Here is a 21,346-nt window from a genome sequence, read left to right as displayed (position 1 = left end):
CCACTGTACGCTTTTACATCATCGTTATGCCTGCATGGCCGTGATTAGTGCCAGGCTGTAAACGTCATCTGCACTGCAGCCACGTGACAGGTCATTGACCGGTTTATTCAAGCCTTGCAAAATAGGACCGACCGCCTCAAAACCACCGAGTCGCTGAGCAATTTTGTAGCCGATATTTCCTGCTTCCAGACTTGGAAAGATAAACACATTCGCGTCACCCTGCAGAACGGAATCCGGTGCTTTTTTAGCAGCCACATCCGGAACGAATGCCGCATCAAACTGAAATTCGCCGTCGATAACGAGCGATGCGTCTTTATTCTGCGCCAGACGTAAGGCTTCCACCACTTTATCCGTCTCTTCCGACTGGGCGGATCCTTTCGTGGAGAAGCTGAGCATCGCCACACGCGGATCGATATCAAACAGTTTCGCTGTCGTCGCACTTTCGGTAGCGGTTTCCGCCAGATCTTGACTGTCCGGGCTCATGTTGATCGCACAATCGGCGAATACATATTTTTCCTCACCACGAATCATGATAAAAACACCGGATGTTTTCTGAACGCCGTCTTTCGTTTTGATGATTTGCAAGGCAGGCCGGACCGTTTCCGTTGTCGAATGCGCCGCTCCGCTGACAAGGCCGTCCGCCTGTCCCATGTGAACGAGCATGGTGCCGAAATAGTTTTCATCCCGTAGAATATCCTTGGCTTCGTCGGCCGACACTTTCCCTTTGCGGCGTTCGACAAACGCTTCGATCATGGTATCCATGTCTGGATGATCGTTCGGGTCCATCCATTCACACTGGGATATGTCCGCACCGGCCTCCGCTGCCTTTTGCCGGATGGTTTCTGGTTGGCCCAGCAGAATCGGTGTCACCACCCTGGCTTGGCTTAGACGATCAGCCGCTGTTAAAATTCTGGCGTCATACCCTTCCGGAAAAACAATGCGCTTGTCCGTTTCTTTCAAACTGTTTTCAATCCCTGTTAAAAGATGACTCATTACATGCCCTCCCAACTATCCATTTCTGTCTCAATCATAATGTAATGACCGCAATGTGAAAACCATTTTGAGCTATTCATTTTTGTTTTTTCTGACAGAATCATGACACATACGTGATGACATGCTGATCATAGCCCAAATATGATATAGTTACTTTAGGTACTAATTGATCAGCGAATGGACACGCTGAGACATAAGCGAATTTTTTCAAATGAAGGAGCGTTTTTTTATGACAGCAGCAGAAGCAGTTAAAACGTTGGACGGTTGGTATTGCTTACATGACATGCGTACGGTTGACTGGACTTCATGGAAAATGGCATCCCGTGAGGACCGCGATGAAGCGATTCAGGAATTTAAACAGTTGCTGACGGATTGGGAAGAAGTGGAACAGGCCGAAAATGGCAGCCATGTTCTGTATCAAGTCCTTGGCCATAAAGCGGATATGATGTTCATGATATTGCGCCCGTCGCTGAACGAATTGACCGATGTGGAAACCGCGTTCAATAAATCCAAACTGGCTGAGTTCCTGCAGCCTGTTTATTCGTATGTCTCTGTTGTGGAAATGTCGCAATACAGCGGCAACGCATCAGCGGATGATCCAAAAGTACGTGATCGGCTATACCCCATTTTGCCAAAGTGGGAGCATATGTGTTTCTACCCGATGGATAAACGGCGTGAAGGGGAGGAAAACTGGTACTCACTCAGCTTCAAAGAACGGGCAGGGCTGCTTTATGAACATTCCAAAACCGGACGCCAATATTCCGGTAACGTCAAGCAGATTATTACGGGGTCATTCGGCTTTGATGATTGGGAATGGGGCGTCACCTTATTTGCCCATGACGCATTGCAGCTGAAGAAACTTGTCTACGAAATGCGTTTTGACGAAGTAAGTGCCAAATACGGCGAATTCGGTACGTTCTTTGTAGGGAACCACCTTGCCAAAGACGGACTGGACACTTATTTGCACGTATAAATAATAGAACAAAAATGAAAAGAAGAACCGGTAGTGGAGCCGGTTCTTCTTTTCATTTCCAAAGGGTACTGCTGTTCATCGTTTGATTTGTCAAAAAATGATGTATGTTTTTGCTGGTCATGTGTCATCATTAGCGCATGCCTTACATATAGATAGTTGAGAAACCAATATAGGTTAGCTTTGCAGAAGCGAGGTGCAAGTGATGTGGCTGTAGTTCGGTACACGGAAAAAGGCGTTGATGTATTAGCGCGATTAATGCGAGCGGAAGCAGAAGGGGATGGCAAACTGGGAATGCTTATGGCCGGCAACACCGGAATTAACCGGGTCCGCGGTGAATGCCTTGATTTTACTGAAATTGATACCATTAATCAAATGGTTCACCAGAGTCCGGGCGGATTTGAGGCGACACAGAAAGGATATTTTTATCAGCGCGCCCGGGAAAAGGATAAACAATTGGCTCGTAAAGTGATCAGTGGCAAACGCTATCACCCGGCAAGCAATTCCTTATATTTTTTCAAACCAACCGGTGCCTGCCCGGAGCAATGGTTCGGCCAAGGGAACACGGGCCGGTATAAATCCCACTGTTTCTTTGCACCGAGTTCATCCGAATGTCCGCAAGTTTATTAATAAGAGGAGGTTTTCTACATGAGTGACTATTATTACACCGACCCGTATCAGGTAAATCCATACTATTACTATCCACCGACGTCCCCTGCTTACTACCCGGTGTATGACCCGAGGCAATTTCCAACAAATCCACCGGCGACGAATCAGCAGGGTCAGCAAGTACCGAGTCAACCTAGTCAGCAACCACCGGCTCAACAAACCATGCTCCCACAGCAACAGTCCTACATTGAAAACATACTGCGTCTGAATGAAGGAAAGCAAGCGACCGTTTATATGACATTTGAAAACAATGATGAATGGAATGCGAAAGTGTTTAAAGGGATTGTTGAGGCAGCGGGTCGCGACCACATCATTTTAAGCGATCAGCAAACCGGAAAACGTTATTTGTTACTGATGATTTATCTTGACTATGTAACCTTTAACGAAGAGCTTAATTATCAGTATCCTTATAATAACAGCGGAAGCAGCGGACAGATGTCGCAATACCCGCCGCGCTGACGTCGGGGTCAGGCATTCGTATACCGGCGCGCCCACCGGCATGGAGCAGTCCTGCCGGTGGGTACTCATTTGCAGAGGTCGCAAACAGGCTGCTACCGCTACAAGGTTTATCCCGTCCATACATCGTGACTGGGCTGCAAACCGGCCAGAGGGGACGTGATTCATGTGCGGAATGTGTATGAAAAATACATACGTCTGGAATTCGTAACCCTCGGACTGGCTATTGTAACGGGGATTATCGCCATTATGCAAGGATACGTCATCATGATGACAGGCAGCTTGTATTTCATTGCAGCAAGCCTATTCTGCGAAGGTGTCCTGCATACGAGCACGAACAACGCTCAAGACGGCATCAAGCAACTTATTAAAGCTGGAATGGTAGCGATTTTGTCCACTATTATGCTGTTTCAGTTATAGCCCTTTCATAACCGCATAGCCGAGCAATACCCAGCCAATCAAAAAGGCAACCCCGCCAATGGGGGTGATCATGGCAAACGTTTTCGCTCCGGTCACTGAGTAAATATAGAGCGTGCCGGAAAAAAGAATGATGCCAATGAAAAACATCCACCCGGCCCACATAAGCCCACCGGTCTGCCATTTGGCAAGCAATAAACCGACGGCAAGCATAGCCATGGTATGAAACATTTGGTAATTGACCGCCTTCTCCCATGTGCCGAGCGCTTTTTCGGAAACTTTTCCTTCCAGTCCGTGGGCGCCGAACGCACCAAGCGCAACCGCCAAAAAGCCGTTGATGGCCCCCAGCATCAAAAACAACTTCATCAAAATACGCCTCCTCTGTCCACGTGTATGTTAAAAATCAAAAATGGAATGTCCATTTGCGCCGTCTTGTTCGGTTCGCTTTTCGGTTCCCTCGAGCGGTTTGCCGGTCATTTCTTGTCCGAGCATCGCCTTCATTTCGTCGGCTGTCATGTCACTGCTGGACGGTGTTGCCGACTTCGGTTTTTCCTCCAGCAACAGCTCACATAAAAGGTGAATATGGGCTATATGGGCTTTCATGCCTGCATCGTCGTTGGACAACCGTTTCGCTTCGGCCAGCTCCTTTTCCATTTTCTGTATGATCGTATCGTTCGTCACAGCCATGGTTGCCACTCCTTTTCCTTAACTTAAGCCAGTATAACATGAACATGATCGTTTCAACCATGTAAAAAGCCTTGGATACGCTCCAAGACTTTCTCAATCTCCCCGCAATCTATATATTAATGTGACGTTGTCTTTCTTCTTGATATCGGTCGTATACCCACCGCAGAAACGCCAGTTCTTTTTCCTGGAGTTTCCGGCCTAACTGTCTCTCTGTGTGTTCCCGCATGTGTTCCATTTGCTTCATAACAACACATCCCCTTCTGAAATGAATCAAACGTTCATTTATCATGTCGTTATTGTAACGTTAATCATGCCGGGAATCAATATGCAAACAAAAATTTACGAAATTTACTGATAATTTGACAGCGCTCGACAGGGGTCGGATGCGATGTTAAGACCGTTCATTTTCTTTCGATTCAAGTTCCGTCAGTCGGGCTTCCAATCGATCAATATCCTCTTTGGTGGCCAGCCCCAAATCATGGGCGAACGACTGCAGTTGCTCCTGGCTTTTTTCATTCCATTCATCGGTTTTCGATTCACCCTTATTGGCTAAATCTCTCAGCATGCTTCTCGCCTCGTCCTGGGTCAATTCGCCCTTGTCCACCAACACCTGGAGTTTCTCGTCCACTTTTTCCTTACCTGTGATGGCTGCACCGAGCCCCAGCAGGAACCCTTTTCTCAAGAAATCACTCATCGTCATGGCCCCTCTCTCTTCCGGTTTAGTATCATATATTCTGCATATGTTTTCCCGACATCGAAACAATGTAAACATGCCTTTTTGAACGTTCGCTGTTATGATTCTATGCAGCAAAAGGTGGCAATTATGCCAGAATTATTGACTTCCTGAAACGATCCCCGAACTGTTGGTCAAAGTGGATCGTTCAGCCGTCATATGTCTTCTGCGAATGCTGGTCGCCCTTCATGTTTTAAAAAGGGTACGGCAATGGCTTCTGCTTACCCCCTATGGAAAACACCCGGCACCTTTAGACTTACCGGGGAGGTTCTATGGCAACGGACGGAAATGGAGATCGGTTTCCGCTGTTATTTTTTCTGTTGATAGAGCGGTGTTCTTCGGCATTTCCTTATCCGGCTGGTCGTCTTCCGGTGCTTTTTCTATCCGCTCCGGCTGGTACCCAAGCATCTCTGTCATTTTACGCATGAACGTATAAAAACTGGCCTGCCGCTTCGCACCTGTATGATAAATGCCTGTTAAACCGTTTGACACAAAGGCCACAACCGCAGCGGCCAGGTCCTCGACATGGACGAATGTCCGGATCAGATCAGGCCGGTAAGCTGTGATTTGTTCATTGGCGAGCGTTTCCTTTAGCTGTTTTGTTCGTTCATCCTGTTGGCCGAGATGGTTTTCACCGTAGATCGGCCCTGCTCGTAATATGGCATAATTCGTAACCTGATCAGCAATCATGCGTTCGGCTTTAATTTTGGCATTGGCATACGTGCTTAACGTATGTTCATCCGGCCATTTGCTGACATAATCCTCTTCATTGTATGGACCGTTTCCATCAGAAAATACGAAATCCGTCGACAGATAGATCAATTTGGTTTCCGGTCGCAAATGGTCAAGCAAATGCAGCAGCCCTTCGTTGATCAAGTCATCTTCATAAGTGCCGCTCATGACTGACCAGACCACAACGTCCGGCTGCATCGTTTTATAAAATCCCGAAAACGACTCCGGATCATTGACATCCAGCTTGTGAAGATCGGTAAACGCTCCGGGATCCGTCAAATACGTGCCGGATACATCTAAAGACGGTTCATTTTTCAATAACTGATAAACGGTTGAGCCAAGATAGCCGCTTGCACCAAAGACACATACGTTCATTGTTTCTCCCTCCTTTTATTTAGGAACAGTTGCTAAGTCGATGCTTTGAATACTCCTTTTCCAGGGGTTTCACGCCTCATCTCGAGACCGTCCGTCCGCGTATCATTCGTTGCAGTATGGACAGTTTTCCTTCCACAAGCGGCTGCCAAATGCCGACGACAGGTTTACTGGCCAGTGCGAAGACAATCAAGGCTGCAATGAGACCGAGGCCGACAACATCCAAAACGTTATGAATGGCAAATAAATCGGCTTGCCGGAAAAATTGGATAAAAAATCCGTGCAACAAATAAACGTACAAGGTCCGTTCGCCGAGATGTGTCAAACCACTGCGGCGCAACGGTACCCAGGCAAAGACGGCGGCAACCATCAATCCCGACGTCACATAAACCAGCAGACGTGCCAGCACCCCTAAATCAGGCATGCCCAAGTCGTTGTAGGATTTTGACGCCAAAAGCCATCCGGAATTGAAATCCGGTGCCACATAAATCGCCACAGCTGTCGCGCCCATGACAACAAGGGCAGCGATGCGTACCGGCGTTGTTTTCAGCCAAGCCATGTTGTCTTTCGTCATCCAAAAGCCCATCAGGAAAAATGGGAAAAAAACAAATGTCCTGGACAAACTGAAGGTATGGCCGATTTCACCAAACAGGCCAACCAGTAATCCGATGCCGACCGAAATAGCCATACCCATTCCTGCTGGTATCTTTTTGAACCAAATCAGCAACAAGTGCCAGCTAAACAGACTGAACAAAAACCATAGTGACCAGTGCGGATAAAACATCCCCGCCTGCCAGCCGTCTTTACCAATCCAGAAAAAATACCCTGTATAAAGAAGCTGGAAAATGGCATAGGGCAGAAGCAATTTTTTTGCCATTTTCATCATGTAACTCATATTCCCGGAACCTTTCGCAAAAAAACCAGCCAGAAAAATAAATGCCGGCATATGGAAGGTGTAAATCCATAAATACAATGTATTGATCCCTGCTGTGTCTTCCCGGAACGGTTGAATAATATGACCGAACACGACCAGAAAAATCATGATCCATTTTGCATTATCAAAATAAGCATTCCGCTCCATTTGTCTCCCTGCCTTTGTTGGTAATCATCGTTGACACAGGTTCTATACCCGTTTTGTCATAGCATTACGACAGGGAGCCCACTATTTTTGGCAGTTGTTAATGAATTGTAAGCGGAATGCAAAGGTATGCAATCATTGTTATCCGGACAGGGCGAGGAGGGCACGATTGACCGGATGGCGGGTGGGTGATATCAACCGGATTCTGGATTTATCACCAGGTTGGCTGAGGTATCAACCGGATCCAGATTTTATCGACCGGATTGGCTGATTTATCAACCAGATTCTGAATTTATCGACCGGTTGACACGATTTATCAACCAGATTCTGAATTTATCGACCAGGTTTTCTGATTTATCAACCGGATCCAGGATTTATCGACCAGATCCAATTTCCTGCCATATTACCCGGGCGGTTACCACACGTTGTCTTTTATTTGGCTTTGGCAATCTTTTTCTTCGGTGTTGTTGCTTTTTTGCCTGCTTTCGATGTTGTTTGGTTGTCATCCTGGGCGCGGTCCAGCGATTTTTGCAGAGCATCCATCAAGTTGGTGACATTGTCAGGCTTTGGCTTTTCCGTTGCCGTTGTAACGTCTTCATCATTTTTCTTCTGCTCGATCAACTCCAACAGCGCGGCGCGATACTCATCGTTGTATTTTTCCGGGTCAAACGTGGCGGACAGTTGATCAACCAGCATTTTTGCCGTATCCAGCTCTTTAGCATCGGCATTGTCGGCTTCTGGTACATTCGGGACGTCTTGTACGTCGCGGACTTCATCCGGATAATGAATGGTTTCGACGACAAGCGTATTTTCATAAATGCGAATGACGGCCAATTGCTCCTTGGAGCGGATCATCATTTTGGCAACACCGATTTTTCCGGTATCTTTCAACGCTGAGCGAAGAAGTCCGTACGATTTGACCCCGCTTTCATCGGGTGACAGGTAATAGCTTTTTTCAAAATAGATCGGGTCTATCTCGTCCAATTCAACGAAGTCCATAATTTCCACCGCTTTATCTTTTTGTTCTTTTTTAAGATTTTCCAGTTCTTCATCATCCAACACCACAAATTTATTTTTGGCGTATTCGTACGCTTTCACGATTTCGTCATTTTTCACATCCCGGTCACAGTTCGGGCAGACGCGTTCATACGTCACCGGCGTCTCGCATTCCTTGTGCAGATTGCGCAGTTTCACGTCTTTGTTTTCGGTTGCGGCGTGCATTTTCACCGGAATATTGACCAATCCGAAACTGATCGTCCCCTTCCACATCGTATGCATACGTTTGGCCTCCTTTTAAATATAGTTTGGCTCCCGGGGTACAAATTTATCCTGATAACGGATATGAAATGGAGGTATATTAACGACTAGGAGAGTGGTTCGATGAATGTCATGAAGCCAATTATGAACGATACGATTCCACGCGGAGGTGACTGGGTGTATGAAACGAAATATGACGGGTTCCGTTGCTTGCTGAAATGGGAAAAGGATTCGATCAGGCTTATCAGCAAAAATGGCACCGATCTGACGGCTACCTTTCCTGAGATTCCGTCCGCTTGTCAAACAGAGCAATCACTAATCGGGGCGCGTTTGCCACTGACGCTGGACGGGGAACTGGCCATTCTGAACAATGCGCATCAATCCAATTTTTCCTTACTCCAGCAGCGTGGCCGGATGACAAATACCGACCGGATTGCTGCGGCCGCTTCGGAGCGACCGGTGAGTTTTATGGCGTTTGATGTGCTTTTGGAAGCCGGGGAGTCGCTCTTAGAGGAACCACTACAACAACGGAAGCAGCGTCTGCGAAAGTTGTTTAACGACAAAAGCCAGTTGGGTCAACGTTTGTATGCTGTTCCGTTTTCGAGCGATGCGGATGCGGCTTGGGAGAACGCATTCCGCTATAAAGGCGAGGGGGTGGTAGCGAAACGACAAACGAGTGTTTACAAGCAAGGCAAAGACCATCGCGACTGGTTTAAAATTAAAAACTGGCGGACGGTAACGGCATTTTTAACGTTTTATCATACACAAAATGACTATTTTACCGCCTGTGTTTTCCACGACGGCAAGCCGGTTGACATCGGGAAATGCAAACACGGGCTGGATGAATCGGCATCCGATACATTACGGCAATTGTTTGTCACGAATGGGACGAAGGAGATTGACGGCTACCGTCTCCCACCCGCCGTATGCGCGTCAATCCATACATTGGACCTGGTCTCGGACGAGATTCGGGAGCCTTCATTTAGCCAGTTGCTTCCGGATATGGATGCGGCCGACTGTACGGTGGAAAAATTGAATCTTGATATGGCCATGTTGCCGGAGACGGTTGAAGCGACCAATACGGCGAAAGTTTTCTGGCCGAGTGTCGGAGTAACAAAAGGCGATATGCTTGCTTACATGCGGGAAGTCACGCCCTATATGTTGCCATTTTTGCAGGACAGGATGCTTACCATTATCCGCTGTCCGGACGGGGTGGACGGGGAATCTTTTTTTCAAAAACATCGGCCGGATGGTGCGCCGGATTTTGTCAAAGGTGTTGAGCATGACGGGGACATGCATTTTGTTTGCAATAATTTGGAGTCACTCGTCTGGCTCGCCAATCACGGCACGATGGAATACCATATCCCGTTCCAACCATCCGATCGCACACAGCCGGTTGAGATTGTGTTTGACCTGGACCCGCCTGGCCGCGAAGCTTTCCATTTGGCCGTCAAAGCTGCGAAATTGCTGAAGCAACTGCTGGATAACCTTGACTTGATCTCATTTGTCAAAACATCCGGCGGAAAAGGGCTGCAAGTGCACATTCCCATTCCTCCCGGCACCATGTCGTATGCCGACACCGGTATATTTACACAAGCGATTGCCTGGACGCTTGAGCGCGAATACCCGAAAGCCTTCACGACCGAGCGAATGAAGGAAAAACGCGGAAACCGTTTATATATCGATTATTTGCAGCACGGGGAAGGCAAAACGATCGTCGCACCCTACTCCCCAAGGAAGCGAAAAGACGCAACAGTTGCCGCGCCGTTGTTCTGGGAAGAAGTTAATGACGATCTGTCGCCGGATATGTTCACCGTTGCTAATGTCATCGACCGTGTGCAAACAAATGGATGTCCCTTCGCACCCTACTTTACCACCAAGCAGCAGCAGCCAATCGACAAAATCATAAACATGACCCGCGAGTAGAGACAAAGACAAACTCCTTGGCTCGGGTCGCGCAATTTAATATACCTCAACCATAAAAAAAGCCGCCCCGTGCTGGAGCGGCTTTTTTCATTACAATGCGGTTTCTTGTTCGATTGCCGTTTTATCGTTAAAAGTCTTTCGGTTCAACTTTTTCATCACGCGTGATGTCAGCGTGCCTGTGAGCATAGCGTCATTAACGTTCAAGGCGGTGCGGCCCATGTCAATCAATGCTTCAATCGAGATAAGCAGCCCGGCCAGGGCAACCGGAAGCCCCATGGACGACAGAACAATCAGCGCTGCAAATGTGGCACCACCGCCGACACCGGCCACACCAAACGAGCTAATGCCAATGATTAATACCAATTGAAGAATAAAACCTGGTGTGAACGGGTCTATACCGACAGAGGGCGCGATCATAACAGCAAGCATGGCCGGATAAAGACCTGCACATCCATTTTGCCCAATGGTTGCACCAAACGATGCCGACATATTCGCAATTCCTTGGTCAACACCAAGCGAATTCTTCTGTGCCTGGATATTTAAGGGAATCGTTCCGGCACTTGAACGGGAGGTAAATGCGAAACTTAAAACCGGCAGCACTTTTTTTAAATACGTCATTGGGTTCAATCCAAACACACCAACCAGCACTAAATGAATAAGGAACATGACAATCAGAGCAGCATACGATGCAATAACAAATTTGCCCAGTTCCACGATGCCTGCCACATCCGTGCTGGCTACCGTTGTTGCGATCAATGCCAATATTCCAAATGGTGTCAGGCGCAGAATCAGCGTTACGATACGCATGATAACAGCGAAAATGGTATTAACACCTTTGGTAAACCGTTCTGCCTCTTCCGGTTTCTTTCGGCGCAATCCTAAAACCGCGATCCCAACAATCATGGAAAAAATAACAATGGCAATAACCGACGTCGGACGGTCCTGGGTCATATCCTGAAAAATATTGGACGGAATAAAACTTAAAATCTTTTCAGGTGTTGATTGGTTCTCCATATCCCCTAATGTTGATTCCAGCATCGACCCCCGATCCTGTTCGGCCTGGCCGGATTCGATTTCACCGGCATTCAAGTCAAAAAGAGCAGCGCTTCCGACGCCAACCAGTGCCGCTACCATCGCAGTCGAAACCAGAAATCCAATAATCCAGGCCGACATTCTCCCAAGATCCGATGATTTTTCTAAATTAATGATCGATTGAATAATAGAAACCATAACCAGCGGAACAACAATCATCATCAATAATTGTACATACCCTCTGCCGACAATATTGTACCACTCAATGGTTTGTGAAAGCACGTCGGACCCCGTCCCATAGATAACCTGAAGGATCACACCTAAAACGATGCCAATACCAAGACCTGCAAATACACGCTTACTGAACGAATAATGCTTTTGCTGCATACGAATTAAAAGACCTATAAGTACCACAAGAACAGCAACATTCAAAACAATATAAAATATATCCACCATCACTTCCCCCTTTTATTTATGCGAGTCCAGCGCTCTGAACCACCATCATCCCACGTACTGATTGTCTTAGTATATGCAGCGGTTATTCCATTTGCCACCCCCCAACCAAGCATTTTCTCCCTTAAAGGTGACAATCCCTATAATAATAGTATGTTTTAATGCATTATAAAAAAGAATACTGACTTGTGTCAAGAAAGAAAATGGTCTATTTAATCCGAGATAACTCTGATTTCGTATTTTTTAATAAATATGGGCAATCAAAAACGCTCAGATACTATTCTGAGCGTCTTTAACGTAATGATTAGGGAAACATAATTTTCTCAGCCTAAAATGGAGCGCCACCCAATTTCATTCTATCTCCGCCTGTACCTCTATCGCCACATTGCCTTGCACGGCCCGGGAGATCATGCAGTTGGATTCGGCCTTGTCAACGAGCTTATGCAATTTGTCATATTCTTTTTCACCCGAGCCGTGCTTCAAGGCAACGTACGGTTTATGAATAATTCTTTCATACGTCATGACACCGTTTGTAACATCAACCACACCTTCCGAGTCGAGTGACATTGCCGCCAGTGGCAATTCGGCTCGTTCGATCATCGCTGCAAGGGTAATTACATAGCACGTTGCTGCTGCTCCCAGCAGCATTTCGTCCGGGTTCGTTCCCACACCCGGGCCGTCCATTTCCGGTGGGATGGAGATATTTGTCTGCAAATTCCCCGCTTCAATCGATCCGGTACTGTTGCGCCCACCCGGCCAGGTCGCTTGTAAATGAAAATGATGTTGTGCCATTCAATCCCTCCTATCCAAACATGAAACCAATGCCTGTACCAACAATAACGCCAATGATCACGACCAGCCATGCCGGCACTTTCCAAAAATGAAGAAGACCGAACAACACAGCAGCCAGTGCGAAGTCAGCACCATCCGCAACGGAGCTGGTGAAGACCGGGTCATACCATGCCGCCAGCAATATACCGACCACACTGGCATTCACACCGGTCAGAACACCCTGAAAACCGGAACGATGGCGCAATTCGGATAAAAATGGCAACGCCCCGACAAGCAGCAGAAAAGACGGCAAAAAGATGGCAATTGTCGCAACGACCGCTCCGCCTATGCCGCTGATCATTGCCCCCAAGTAACTGGAAAACGTAAACAACGGACCGGGAACGGCCTGAGCCATTCCGTAGCCGGCGAGAAAGTCACTGCCTGTAAGCAAGCCATTCGGCACCACTTCCTGCTCCAAAAGCGGCAGCACGACATGACCCCCGCCAAAAACGAGTGTGCCCACCCGGAAGAAGATGTCGGCCAACGTTATATACACATGGGATACCGCTTGGCTTAGCAACGGCAAGCCCACAAGCAAACCTACCAGCACACTCAATGACATGAGCCCCTGTTTTTTTGTGATGGGCACGGAAAACGGCTGTACGCGAGACGTGGCTTCTTTGGAAAATAGGAAAAAGCCCAAAATAGCCGCGCCGATGATGACACCAATCTGTACCATCGCTGACGGGAATAACAGCATGACCACAGCAGCCGCCAATGCAACCGCTATGCGCGGTGTGTCAGGAGTCAGTTTTTTGCCAAGCCCGATCACGGCATGGGCAACGACGGCCACAGCAACAATTTTCAAGCCCCCGATCCACGCCGCACCTTCCAAGGAAAAGGTTTGGTAGAATAGCGCAAACAGTACAAGCACGATGACGGATGGCACGGTAAAGCCAAACCACGACACAAGCCCGCCGAAAAAGCCACCGCGCAGCATGCCGATGGATATGCCCACCTGACTACTGGCTGGGCCCGGAAGAAACTGGCACAACGCAATGATGTCCGCATACGTTTTATCATCGAGCCATTGCCGTTTATCAATGTATTCATCCTTAAAATAACCAAGATGAGCTACCGGACCACCAAAGGAGGTGAGCCCCAACTTAAGAGATGTTCGCAGTATTTCCATGAGTGAATGGTGTGTCCTCATCCTATCTCCCCCTGCTCCGTTGCTATTTCAAGTCCGAACGTATCACATTTTTCCGTCAATGACGACAAATATGATGCTATCGCGTATGAAAATGACTATTAGTGAAAAAATGTCATTACCGTATGAATTCATGTCTTGTGTTGAACAATGACCATCAAGCAGACGAAAAAAGTGCTGTTTTCCGTGTTGATAATTTGCACAACAGGCATGATATCAGGCATAGTAAATAGTGGGGGTTCGGGCAGCTGGTTAAGTATATGATCAAATGTGTCACGGTTGACTAAAAATAATTTTCATGTAATAATCAGTATTGAATTATAAAAATTATAATTCAGCAAAGAAACAAGGCGGTCCAGGTTCCATACCAAACCTGCCACTATACATTCAAAAAACCAAGGAGGAGATGACGTATGTCTTTAATCGGAAAAGAAATTCAATCATTCCAATCAAAAGCCTACAGTCCACAGAACGGAGAATTTATTGATATGACGGATGAGGATCTAAAAGGACAATGGAATATTGTTTGCTTTTATCCTGCTGACTTTTCATTCGTCTGCCCAACAGAACTGGAAGATCTTCAAGAGCAATATGCCAATTTGAAGGAACTTGGCGTCGAAGTATATTCCGTTTCAACTGATAGTCACTTTGTCCATAAAGCATGGCACGATCATTCCGAAGCGATTAACAAAATTGAATATACAATGATCGGTGACCCTGCACAAACCATCTCCAACAACTTTGAGGTGCTTGATGACCAGGGTTTTGCTCAACGCGGTACATTCCTGATTGACCCGGATGGTGTTGTACAAGCAGCTGAAATTAATGCGGACGGTATCGGCCGTGACGCAAGTACCCTTGTCGGCAAAGTAAAAGCAGCACAATATGTCCGCAACAATCCAGGTGAAGTTTGCCCGGCAAAATGGGAAGAAGGATCTGAAACATTGAAACCAAGTCTTGATCTTGTAGGAAAAATTTAAGGGGTCGATTCAATTATGATACTGGACGCCGATTTAAAAGCACAATTAGCCCAATACCTCGAATTAATGGAAGACGACGTATTGCTTAAGGTGAGTGCCGGATCTGATAAAGTCTCCCGTGACACGCTTGAATTGGTCGATGAACTGGCTTCCATGTCCCAACATATTAAAGTGGAGCACACAGAACTGCCGAGAACCCCAAGTTTCAGTGTGAACCGCGTCGGCGAAGACACCGGTATCACATTTGCCGGTGTCCCGCTCGGCCATGAATTCACATCGTTGGTACTGGCGCTTTTGCAGGTAAGCGGCAGAACCCCGAAAGAAGACCAGAAACTCATAGACCAGGCTAAAAGTTTGAAAGGGAAACATGACTTTGTTACTTACGCCAGCTTAAGCTGTCAAAACTGCCCGGTTGTTGTCCAGGCACTGAACGTCATGAGCGTGCTTAATCCGGACATTACGCATACCATGATTGATGGCGCCGCATTTAAAGAAGAAGCGGAAAGCAACAACATCATGGCCGTGCCAACTGTATTTCTGAACGGCGAATCGTTCGGAGGCGGCCGGATGACACTTGAAGAGATTCTTGCCAAATTGGGCAGCGGCCCGGATGCTTCCGAGTTTGAAAATAAAGATCCATTTGATGTCCTTGTTGTCGGCGGTGGTCCGGCAAGTGCAAGCGCTGCAATTTACGCAGCACGCAAAGGCATTCGCACAGGTATGGTCACCGAGCGTATCGGAGGCCAGGTCAATGACACCGCAGGGATTGAAAACTTTATCAGTGTTAAGCGTACCGAGGGGCCTATATTTGCAGAAAGCCTCGAAGAACACGTCAAAGACTACAACATTGATGTCATGAATCTGCAACGTGCGCAAGGACTCGAAAGAAAAAATAACGTTATTGAGATGGAACTTGAGAACGGCGCTGTTTTGGAAAGCAAGACCGTCGTCCTCGCAACAGGAGCCCGTTGGCGCCAAATTGGCGTACCGGGTGAAGAGGAATTCCGCAATAAAGGTGTGGCGTACTGCCCGCACTGTGACGGTCCGCTATTTGAAGGAAAAGATGTGGCCGTTATTGGTGGCGGTAACTCCGGTGTGGAAGCTGCCATCGATCTCGCCGGTATTGTCAAACACGTCACCGTTCTGGAATTTGCACCGGAATTAAAAGCAGACTCCGTGTTGCAGGAACGCCTGAACAGTTTACCAAACACGACGATTAAGACGAATGCAAAGACAACCGAAATTACCGGTGAAGATAATGTCAATGGCATTACCTACATCGATCGTGAATCCGAAACGGAACAGCACATAGAGCTCGAAGGTGTATTTGTCCAGATCGGGCTACTGCCAAATACCGAATGGTTGGGTGACAATGTTGAACGCAATAAATTCGGTGAGATTGCAGTGGATCGACTCGGGGCCACCAACGTACCCGGTGTCTACGCTGCCGGCGATTGTACCGATGAGCCCAACAAGCAAATCATTATCTCCATGGGTTCCGGTGCCAATGCCGCCTTGAATGCGTTCGATTATATCATCCGGAACTAGACACAAAACGGGACTGGGACAAAAGACGTTTAGTCAAAGAAAAATCCGAACATGATTCACAAATAATCTGAATCAGTTCGGATTTTTCGTTTAGCGTAGGAAAAACACGGAGACTCCTGCGGGATGAAAAGCCTAGATGAGACCCCGCAGTGCGACGAGCACGAGGAGGCTCATCAGCGCCCGCGGCAAAGAAGACACTGTGAAAGCGACCAAAGGAAGCTTGAACAGATGTCGCGCTTGTGCCTGGCAAGGTGAAAGCGCAGTGTTTTTCCGAAGCGATGACTACTTCTTAACTATATTGTTCGTGTTCAGGAGTGATTTGTTTAGTTATGTCCCAGCCTCGTTTTTTCTATTGCTTGTCCAGCAAGTCTTTGAGTACACGAGCCTGATTGTATGTTTCATCTTTGGCAGCAAACAAAAGAGTTAGTTGTTGATCGTTGTCTTGTGCCAGTTCCTTCAGCTGCTGGAAGGCTTCTTGCTGTTTGCCGTCCTGAAGTTCGTCGTTGTACCGCTGTTTAAATGTCTCATACTTGTCCGGATCATGCCCGAACCATTGGCGCAGCTCGCTCGACGGCCCGATTTCTTTCAGCCAATAATCAAGTTGGGCAGCCTCTTTGGAGACACCTCTTGGCCAAACCCGATCCACCAGTACGCGCACGCCGTCATTCACCTCTGCTTGTTCGTAAATCCGCTTCGTTTTCACGGCCATTTTTCACAACCTTTCCGTTCATGAATGATCATTCGATGGCTCTTTTTTTGATGAAAACCAGCCCGTCACTGCAACGGCAACGAGAACACCGTAAAATATGAGTTTCCACGTTGTTGAGTGCGGAAACCCATGGGGAATCAGCCCAATATCATCGTGTGCGAGAACGATCAGCGTCAGTTTCACACCAACCCAGCCGACAATGACAAATGCAGCTACTTCCAGACCGGGGCGTTTATTCAACAATTCCACGAAAACATTGGCGGCAAACCGCATTAGAATCAAACCGATCATTCCGCCGGCAAACACCACTGCAAACTTCGCACCGTCCAGACTGCCGATCGTTGGCCAAGCCGTGTCCGGAAGAGCCACCGCCAGAGCCACCGCCGCCAAAATCGAATCAATGGCAAACGCAAGGTCGGCGAATTCCACTTTCAAAACCGTCATCCAGAATCCGTTACCAGCCGATTTGAGTTCCGATTTGTTTGTTTCTCCGGTCGCCTTATGGCTGAATCTATCGTACAAATTTTTCGCTGAAATACCGAGCAAATAAAGGGCACCCAACGCCTGTACCTGCCATACATCCACAAGAAACGAAATAATGAACAACGACCCGAATCGCAGCACAAATGCGCCGGCCAATCCGTAAAACAGAGCTTTTTTTCGCTTTTCTTGCGGAAGGTGTTTCACCATAATCGCTAGCACCAAGGCGTTGTCCGCTGCCAGCAATCCTTCCAAACCGATCAGTATTACCAGCACCCATGCATATTCCATCAGTAATTGCGCTTCCATGATTATCTCTCCTTCATCGTTATGATCCCGACCAATGGCAGGACCATAAAAAAGACCCTTACCATGACGTGGTAAAGGTCTCGCTAACAACGCGGTGTTGCCAATCAAGCCGGAGATAACCATCTCGAATTGACGACTTTAATTGTACAGCTACTCCCCTTTTGAAAAGGAACGAATTATATGTTTGTTTTCATTAAACCGCTTTTGTCGTAAATTGTCAAATCATACGAACTAAATGGTCTCTTATCGATGTGAGTGCTTCTCCGTTCGAATATCTGTCGTTCGATGGCGTTTCACAATTAGGATGACACCCGGTTCAAAAATTCATTCATGGCAGCAGTCAAGTCGGTCAGTCGCTTCCTGCTTTCGGCTTCATGATTACCGCAGACACCAACGTAGCATTTCAGTTTCGGTTCTGTTCCTGACGGGCGCAGACAAACCCAGCAGTCACCCGCCAGCAAAAATTTCACAACGTTATCCTTGGGCAGTTTGATGGGCTCTGTCTGTTCCTTGCCTGGGGTGATGCGCTCACCGGCCCAATAATCTTCGACAGTCTGTACCGGCATGCCACCGATGTCAGCCATCGTCTCCGTCCGCGCGGCCTGCATGATGTCTGAGATTGTTTCCATGCCCTCTTTTCCGGTCAGCTTCCACGAAACCATATCCTCAATGTAATACCCGTGCGCATCATAAAGGGATTGCAGCGCCTTATCAAGCGTCTTACCCTGTTTTTTCCAATAATACGCCATTTCACACGTGGCGATAGCAGCCTGGACAGCATCTTTATCGCGCACGACATCGCTGATTAAATAACCGAAACTTTCTTCATAGCCGAAAAGAAACGTTTCCCCCGTGGTTTCAAACTGGCGGATTTTCTCTCCGATATATTTAAAACCGGTCAGCGTATCAATCGTCCGGACACCGTAGCTTTCGGCAATCCGCCTGCCCAGTTCAGACGTGACAATCGTTTTGATCATGCGGGCATTTGCAAGCAGCTGCCGATCTGTATGTTTTAAAATATAGTCCAGCAAGAGCGCACCCAGCTGATTGCCGGTCAGCACCGTATAGTCCCCATTTGCATCCTTCACGGCAGCTCCTAACCTATCTGCATCCGGATCGGTTGCGATGAGGATGTCCGCTTGGGTCTGTTTGCCGCGTTGCATGGCCATTGTAAACGCCTGATGTTCTTCCGGGTTGGGCGAATCAACCGTGGAAAACGCCGGATCCGGTTCTACCTGTTCTTCTACGACGTCCACTTGGTGAAAATGCAACCGTTGCAGTCCGCTTAACACAAGATGATGCGCCGTCCCGTGCAGCGGGGTGAAGACAATCTGTAAATCCTTCGCCCGCTTCTGCTCAGCGGAATCAAGTTGGCTCATGGCCTCCAAGTATTTCAAATAGGCGTGGTCAATGTCACGGCCGACCCATATGAGCCGTTCCTGCGCCTCCAGTTCCGACTGCTCCAAATACGGGACGGTCAGTTCATCGTCTATGCTAGCCATCTCGTCAGTAATGGCAGCCGCTTCATCCGGTGTTATTTGCCCGCCATCGTCATTGTAGACCTTAAACCCGTTGTATTCCGGGGGGTTGTGGCTGGCGGTAATCATCACACCAGCGGCAGCACCCAAGTAACGGACAGCAAACGAAAGCAGTGGCGTCGGATGCAGCGTGTCAAACACGTATGCTTTCATCCCGTGCGCCCCGAGAACTTTGGCTGTTTCGACGGCAAATTCCCTCGACATATGACGGGAATCATACGACACCGCCACACCGCGGTCATGGACATTGACATAATGCTTTTTCAAGTAACGACCGAGCGCGTGCACGGCTTTGCGGATGGTATGGCGATTCATCCGGTTCGTCCCCGGGCCGAGCACTCCGCGCATTCCCCCGGTCCCGAAAGCCAGGTCCGTATAAAAGGCATCCTCCAGCAGATCCGGCTGATCACGCATCGCGTCAAGCTCTTGTTTCAACTGATCATCCAGATGCTCGCTGTTTTTCCATTTATCATAGATGGCTTCCCATTGACGCATAGCAGTTCCCCTCCATCTGTCGACTATTCATAAGTCACAGTCTATCATACTTTTGTCCGGTCTTCTATTTTTCTATGTTTGTCCGTGCGCGTTTTCGGTGACAATGCATAACGAATGCTTTCTATTGTAACCAAGAACCGTTAAAATGGACGAAACAACTAACAATAGGATGTGATGGCCGTGCTGGAAAAACGATCATTCCAAACATTAATCATGCTTATTCTTGTCTTTCTACTCATATGGCTTGTATTTAAAACGAGATTTATTTTTGATCCTCTGTTTACGTACATGGGTGCGGTTGCCCTGCCCGTTATCGGTGCAGGTATTTTATTCTACTTGATGAGGCCACTTGTTGATTGGCTGGGAAAATGGAAAATAAACCGGGTCGTTTCCATCCTTATCGTGTTTATGCTTCTCATACTGGCGGTGTTTTTGATTGTCACCTATGTTGCACCGGTATTGCAGCGACAATTCACGAACCTGCTCAACAATATACCGCGCATGGTAAGCGGTGTGCAGGACCTTATCTCCTACTGGCAACATAATCAGGAATTTATCCCGAAAGAAGTAAACGAAACGGTTAACAAAATTACATCGAATTTGCAGTCGTATATTCAATCATTCATGAGCTTTATTTTCGGGTTTATTAGCGAGTTTATCGGGGTCGTCTTTGCGCTGATACTGATTCCGTTTTTCCTGTTTTTCATGCTGAAGGACGGGGAAAAATTTGCACCCTTTATCACTCAATTTTTCGAGGCTGATAAGGCGGCCAATATCCGTTCTCTATTGCGAAAGATTGACGATGCTCTGACCTCCTATATCCAGGGGCAGCTCGTTGTCAGCATCTGTATTGGTGTATTATTGTACATCGGCTATTCTATCATTCAACTGGATTATGCCCTGACGCTCGCGATTTTCGGTATGATTATCTGTGTCATCCCGTTTCTCGGGCCTTATCTGGCTGTTACACCGGCCATTATCGTCGGATTCTTCCAGGACCCGATGATGGCTGTCTGGGTAGCCATAGTCATGATCATTGCCCAACAGATTGAAGGCAACCTCGTATCGCCCAATGTGATGGGACGGGCGCTGAAGCTGCATCCGCTAACAGTGATCACCGTGATTCTTGCTGCCGGAAGCATCGGGGGATTATTGGGCATGTTGTTCGCTGTACCACTTTACGCCGTAATAAAAACGATCATCAGCCATTTCTATCATACGTATCAGGATACGCTTCCTGAGGACGAAGATGCGCTTATTTGACGTGACCTCTTGTTCGCAGGTCGGTTTTACGCTACACTGCAGACAGGAGTGATGGTATGCGAAAACAAGACATTGAAGCCGAACTGGCGGAATTGAAGTCCGATTACAGCCGGATTCAGGGAGATGTGGAAAAAGCCACCTCGTTCAGTGTGGATACGTCCGCCGGTGACAAAAAGCTGGAGGAAATCGAGGATCGCATGAAGGAATTAAACCAACAACTGGATAATCTTGAATAGACCAATGCAGCGCTACGATCATCGTGCGCTGC

At 47.7% G+C, this 21,346-nt stretch carries 23 protein-coding genes; 9 read left to right on the top strand and 14 right to left on the bottom strand.

Annotated features, from left to right (window positions below; genetic code table 11):
- Positions 1 to 24 precede the first annotated feature (24 nt).
- A complete protein-coding gene (gene pta, locus ABDZ72_RS05540; protein WP_343751684.1) occupies positions 25 to 993 on the bottom strand; it encodes a phosphate acetyltransferase in 969 nt (322 codons plus the stop codon).
- A gap of 229 nt (positions 994 to 1,222) precedes the next feature.
- Here pta and hemQ point away from each other — a divergent pair, with 229 nt between their 5' ends.
- The 4 genes from hemQ (at position 1,223) to ABDZ72_RS05520 (ending at position 3,508) form a co-directional block, all read left to right on the top strand.
- Positions 1,223 to 1,966 carry a hydrogen peroxide-dependent heme synthase gene (hemQ, locus tag ABDZ72_RS05535; RefSeq protein WP_343751683.1) on the top strand — a complete coding sequence of 248 codons (744 nt, stop codon included), beginning with the start codon at positions 1,223 to 1,225 and terminating at the stop codon, positions 1,964 to 1,966.
- 204 nt (positions 1,967 to 2,170) lie between these two features.
- Positions 2,171 to 2,593, top strand: a complete 423-nt coding sequence (locus ABDZ72_RS05530) for a cell wall hydrolase (protein WP_343751682.1) — start codon at positions 2,171 to 2,173, stop codon at positions 2,591 to 2,593.
- Between the two features lie 18 nt (positions 2,594 to 2,611).
- Positions 2,612 to 3,091 (top strand): spore coat protein GerQ, encoded by a 480-nt coding sequence (gene gerQ / locus ABDZ72_RS05525; RefSeq protein WP_343751681.1) that lies wholly within the window; start codon positions 2,612 to 2,614, stop codon positions 3,089 to 3,091.
- A 165-nt stretch (positions 3,092 to 3,256) separates the two neighbouring features.
- Entirely contained in the window at positions 3,257 to 3,508 is a 252-nt protein-coding gene (locus tag ABDZ72_RS05520; RefSeq protein ID WP_343751680.1) for a hypothetical protein, read from the top strand.
- Here ABDZ72_RS05520 and ABDZ72_RS05515 read toward each other — a convergent pair.
- The 7 genes from ABDZ72_RS05515 to ku all read right to left on the bottom strand — a co-directional run bounded on the left by ABDZ72_RS05515 (position 3,503) and on the right by ku (position 8,385).
- Positions 3,503 to 3,871, bottom strand: a complete 369-nt coding sequence (locus ABDZ72_RS05515; RefSeq protein WP_343751679.1) for a DUF423 domain-containing protein — start codon at positions 3,869 to 3,871, stop codon at positions 3,503 to 3,505. The genes ABDZ72_RS05520 and ABDZ72_RS05515 overlap by 6 nt on opposite strands.
- 30 nt (positions 3,872 to 3,901) lie before the next feature.
- Complete coding sequence (locus ABDZ72_RS05510; protein ID WP_343751678.1) at positions 3,902 to 4,192, bottom strand: DUF5327 family protein; 291 nt, start codon at positions 4,190 to 4,192, stop codon at positions 3,902 to 3,904.
- A 109-nt stretch (positions 4,193 to 4,301) separates the two neighbouring features.
- Positions 4,302 to 4,436, bottom strand: a complete 135-nt coding sequence (locus tag ABDZ72_RS05505; protein WP_343751677.1) for a hypothetical protein — start codon at positions 4,434 to 4,436, stop codon at positions 4,302 to 4,304.
- Positions 4,437 to 4,583: 147 nt separating this feature from the next.
- Complete coding sequence (locus ABDZ72_RS05500; RefSeq protein ID WP_343751676.1) at positions 4,584 to 4,886, bottom strand: phasin family protein; 303 nt, start codon at positions 4,884 to 4,886, stop codon at positions 4,584 to 4,586.
- A gap of 309 nt (positions 4,887 to 5,195) precedes the next feature.
- On the bottom strand, positions 5,196 to 6,032 hold the full coding sequence (locus ABDZ72_RS05495) for a sugar nucleotide-binding protein (RefSeq protein ID WP_343751675.1): 837 nt from the start codon (positions 6,030 to 6,032) through the stop codon (positions 5,196 to 5,198).
- Between the two features lie 76 nt (positions 6,033 to 6,108).
- A complete protein-coding gene (locus ABDZ72_RS05490; RefSeq protein WP_343751674.1) occupies positions 6,109 to 7,110 on the bottom strand; it encodes an acyltransferase family protein in 1,002 nt (333 codons plus the stop codon).
- Positions 7,111 to 7,539: 429 nt separating this feature from the next.
- Positions 7,540 to 8,385 carry a non-homologous end joining protein Ku gene (ku, locus tag ABDZ72_RS05485; RefSeq protein ID WP_343751673.1) on the bottom strand — a complete coding sequence of 282 codons (846 nt, stop codon included), beginning with the start codon at positions 8,383 to 8,385 and terminating at the stop codon, positions 7,540 to 7,542.
- A 102-nt stretch (positions 8,386 to 8,487) separates the two neighbouring features.
- On the opposite strand from ku, the gene ABDZ72_RS05480 reads away from it, so the two are divergent.
- On the top strand, positions 8,488 to 10,290 hold the full coding sequence (locus tag ABDZ72_RS05480) for a DNA ligase D (RefSeq protein ID WP_343751672.1): 1,803 nt from the start codon (positions 8,488 to 8,490) through the stop codon (positions 10,288 to 10,290).
- 90 nt (positions 10,291 to 10,380) lie between these two features.
- Here the strand turns inward: ABDZ72_RS05480 and ABDZ72_RS05475 are convergent, their stop codons facing one another.
- The 3 genes from ABDZ72_RS05475 to chrA form a co-directional block, all read right to left on the bottom strand.
- Entirely contained in the window at positions 10,381 to 11,778 is a 1,398-nt protein-coding gene (locus tag ABDZ72_RS05475) for an L-cystine transporter (protein WP_425542353.1), read from the bottom strand.
- Positions 11,779 to 12,126: 348 nt separating this feature from the next.
- Complete coding sequence (locus ABDZ72_RS05470; RefSeq protein WP_343751670.1) at positions 12,127 to 12,567, bottom strand: OsmC family protein; 441 nt, start codon at positions 12,565 to 12,567, stop codon at positions 12,127 to 12,129.
- 10 nt (positions 12,568 to 12,577) lie between these two features.
- Entirely contained in the window at positions 12,578 to 13,759 is a 1,182-nt protein-coding gene (chrA, locus tag ABDZ72_RS05465; protein WP_343751669.1) for a chromate efflux transporter, read from the bottom strand.
- A gap of 410 nt (positions 13,760 to 14,169) precedes the next feature.
- Between chrA and ahpC the strand changes: the two genes are divergently transcribed.
- Together ahpC and ahpF are read left to right on the top strand one after the other, a co-directional pair.
- A complete protein-coding gene (gene ahpC / locus ABDZ72_RS05460) occupies positions 14,170 to 14,736 on the top strand; it encodes an alkyl hydroperoxide reductase subunit C (protein WP_343751668.1) in 567 nt (188 codons plus the stop codon).
- Between the two features lie 15 nt (positions 14,737 to 14,751).
- Positions 14,752 to 16,284, top strand: coding sequence for an alkyl hydroperoxide reductase subunit F (gene ahpF, locus ABDZ72_RS05455; RefSeq protein ID WP_343751666.1), 1,533 nt, complete (start codon positions 14,752 to 14,754; stop codon positions 16,282 to 16,284).
- A 349-nt stretch (positions 16,285 to 16,633) separates the two neighbouring features.
- On the opposite strand, the gene ABDZ72_RS05450 is transcribed toward ahpF, so the two are convergent.
- The 3 genes from ABDZ72_RS05450 to ABDZ72_RS05440 form a co-directional block, all read right to left on the bottom strand.
- Positions 16,634 to 16,993: a DUF488 domain-containing protein gene (locus ABDZ72_RS05450; RefSeq protein ID WP_343751665.1), complete on the bottom strand. Its 360-nt coding sequence runs from the start codon at positions 16,991 to 16,993 to the stop codon at positions 16,634 to 16,636.
- Positions 16,994 to 17,011: 18 nt separating this feature from the next.
- A complete protein-coding gene (locus tag ABDZ72_RS05445) occupies positions 17,012 to 17,782 on the bottom strand; it encodes a TerC family protein (RefSeq protein WP_343751664.1) in 771 nt (256 codons plus the stop codon).
- A 299-nt stretch (positions 17,783 to 18,081) separates the two neighbouring features.
- Positions 18,082 to 19,815, bottom strand: a complete 1,734-nt coding sequence (locus tag ABDZ72_RS05440; protein WP_343751663.1) for a phospho-sugar mutase — start codon at positions 19,813 to 19,815, stop codon at positions 18,082 to 18,084.
- Positions 19,816 to 19,989: 174 nt separating this feature from the next.
- On the opposite strand from ABDZ72_RS05440, the gene ABDZ72_RS05435 reads away from it, so the two are divergent.
- Together ABDZ72_RS05435 and ABDZ72_RS05430 are read left to right on the top strand one after the other, a co-directional pair.
- Complete coding sequence (locus tag ABDZ72_RS05435; protein WP_343751661.1) at positions 19,990 to 21,078, top strand: AI-2E family transporter; 1,089 nt, start codon at positions 19,990 to 19,992, stop codon at positions 21,076 to 21,078.
- A gap of 56 nt (positions 21,079 to 21,134) precedes the next feature.
- A complete protein-coding gene (locus ABDZ72_RS05430) occupies positions 21,135 to 21,314 on the top strand; it encodes an SE1832 family protein (RefSeq protein WP_343751660.1) in 180 nt (59 codons plus the stop codon).
- The last annotated feature ends 32 nt before the right edge of the window (positions 21,315 to 21,346 follow it).

The sequence above is a fragment of the Lentibacillus halophilus genome (assembly GCF_039522485.1).
Lineage (GTDB): Bacteria > Bacillota > Bacilli > Bacillales > Amphibacillaceae > Lentibacillus > Lentibacillus halophilus.
Note: the sequence above shows the minus strand (reverse complement) of the source record. Positions and strands in the feature narration are given on the sequence as shown.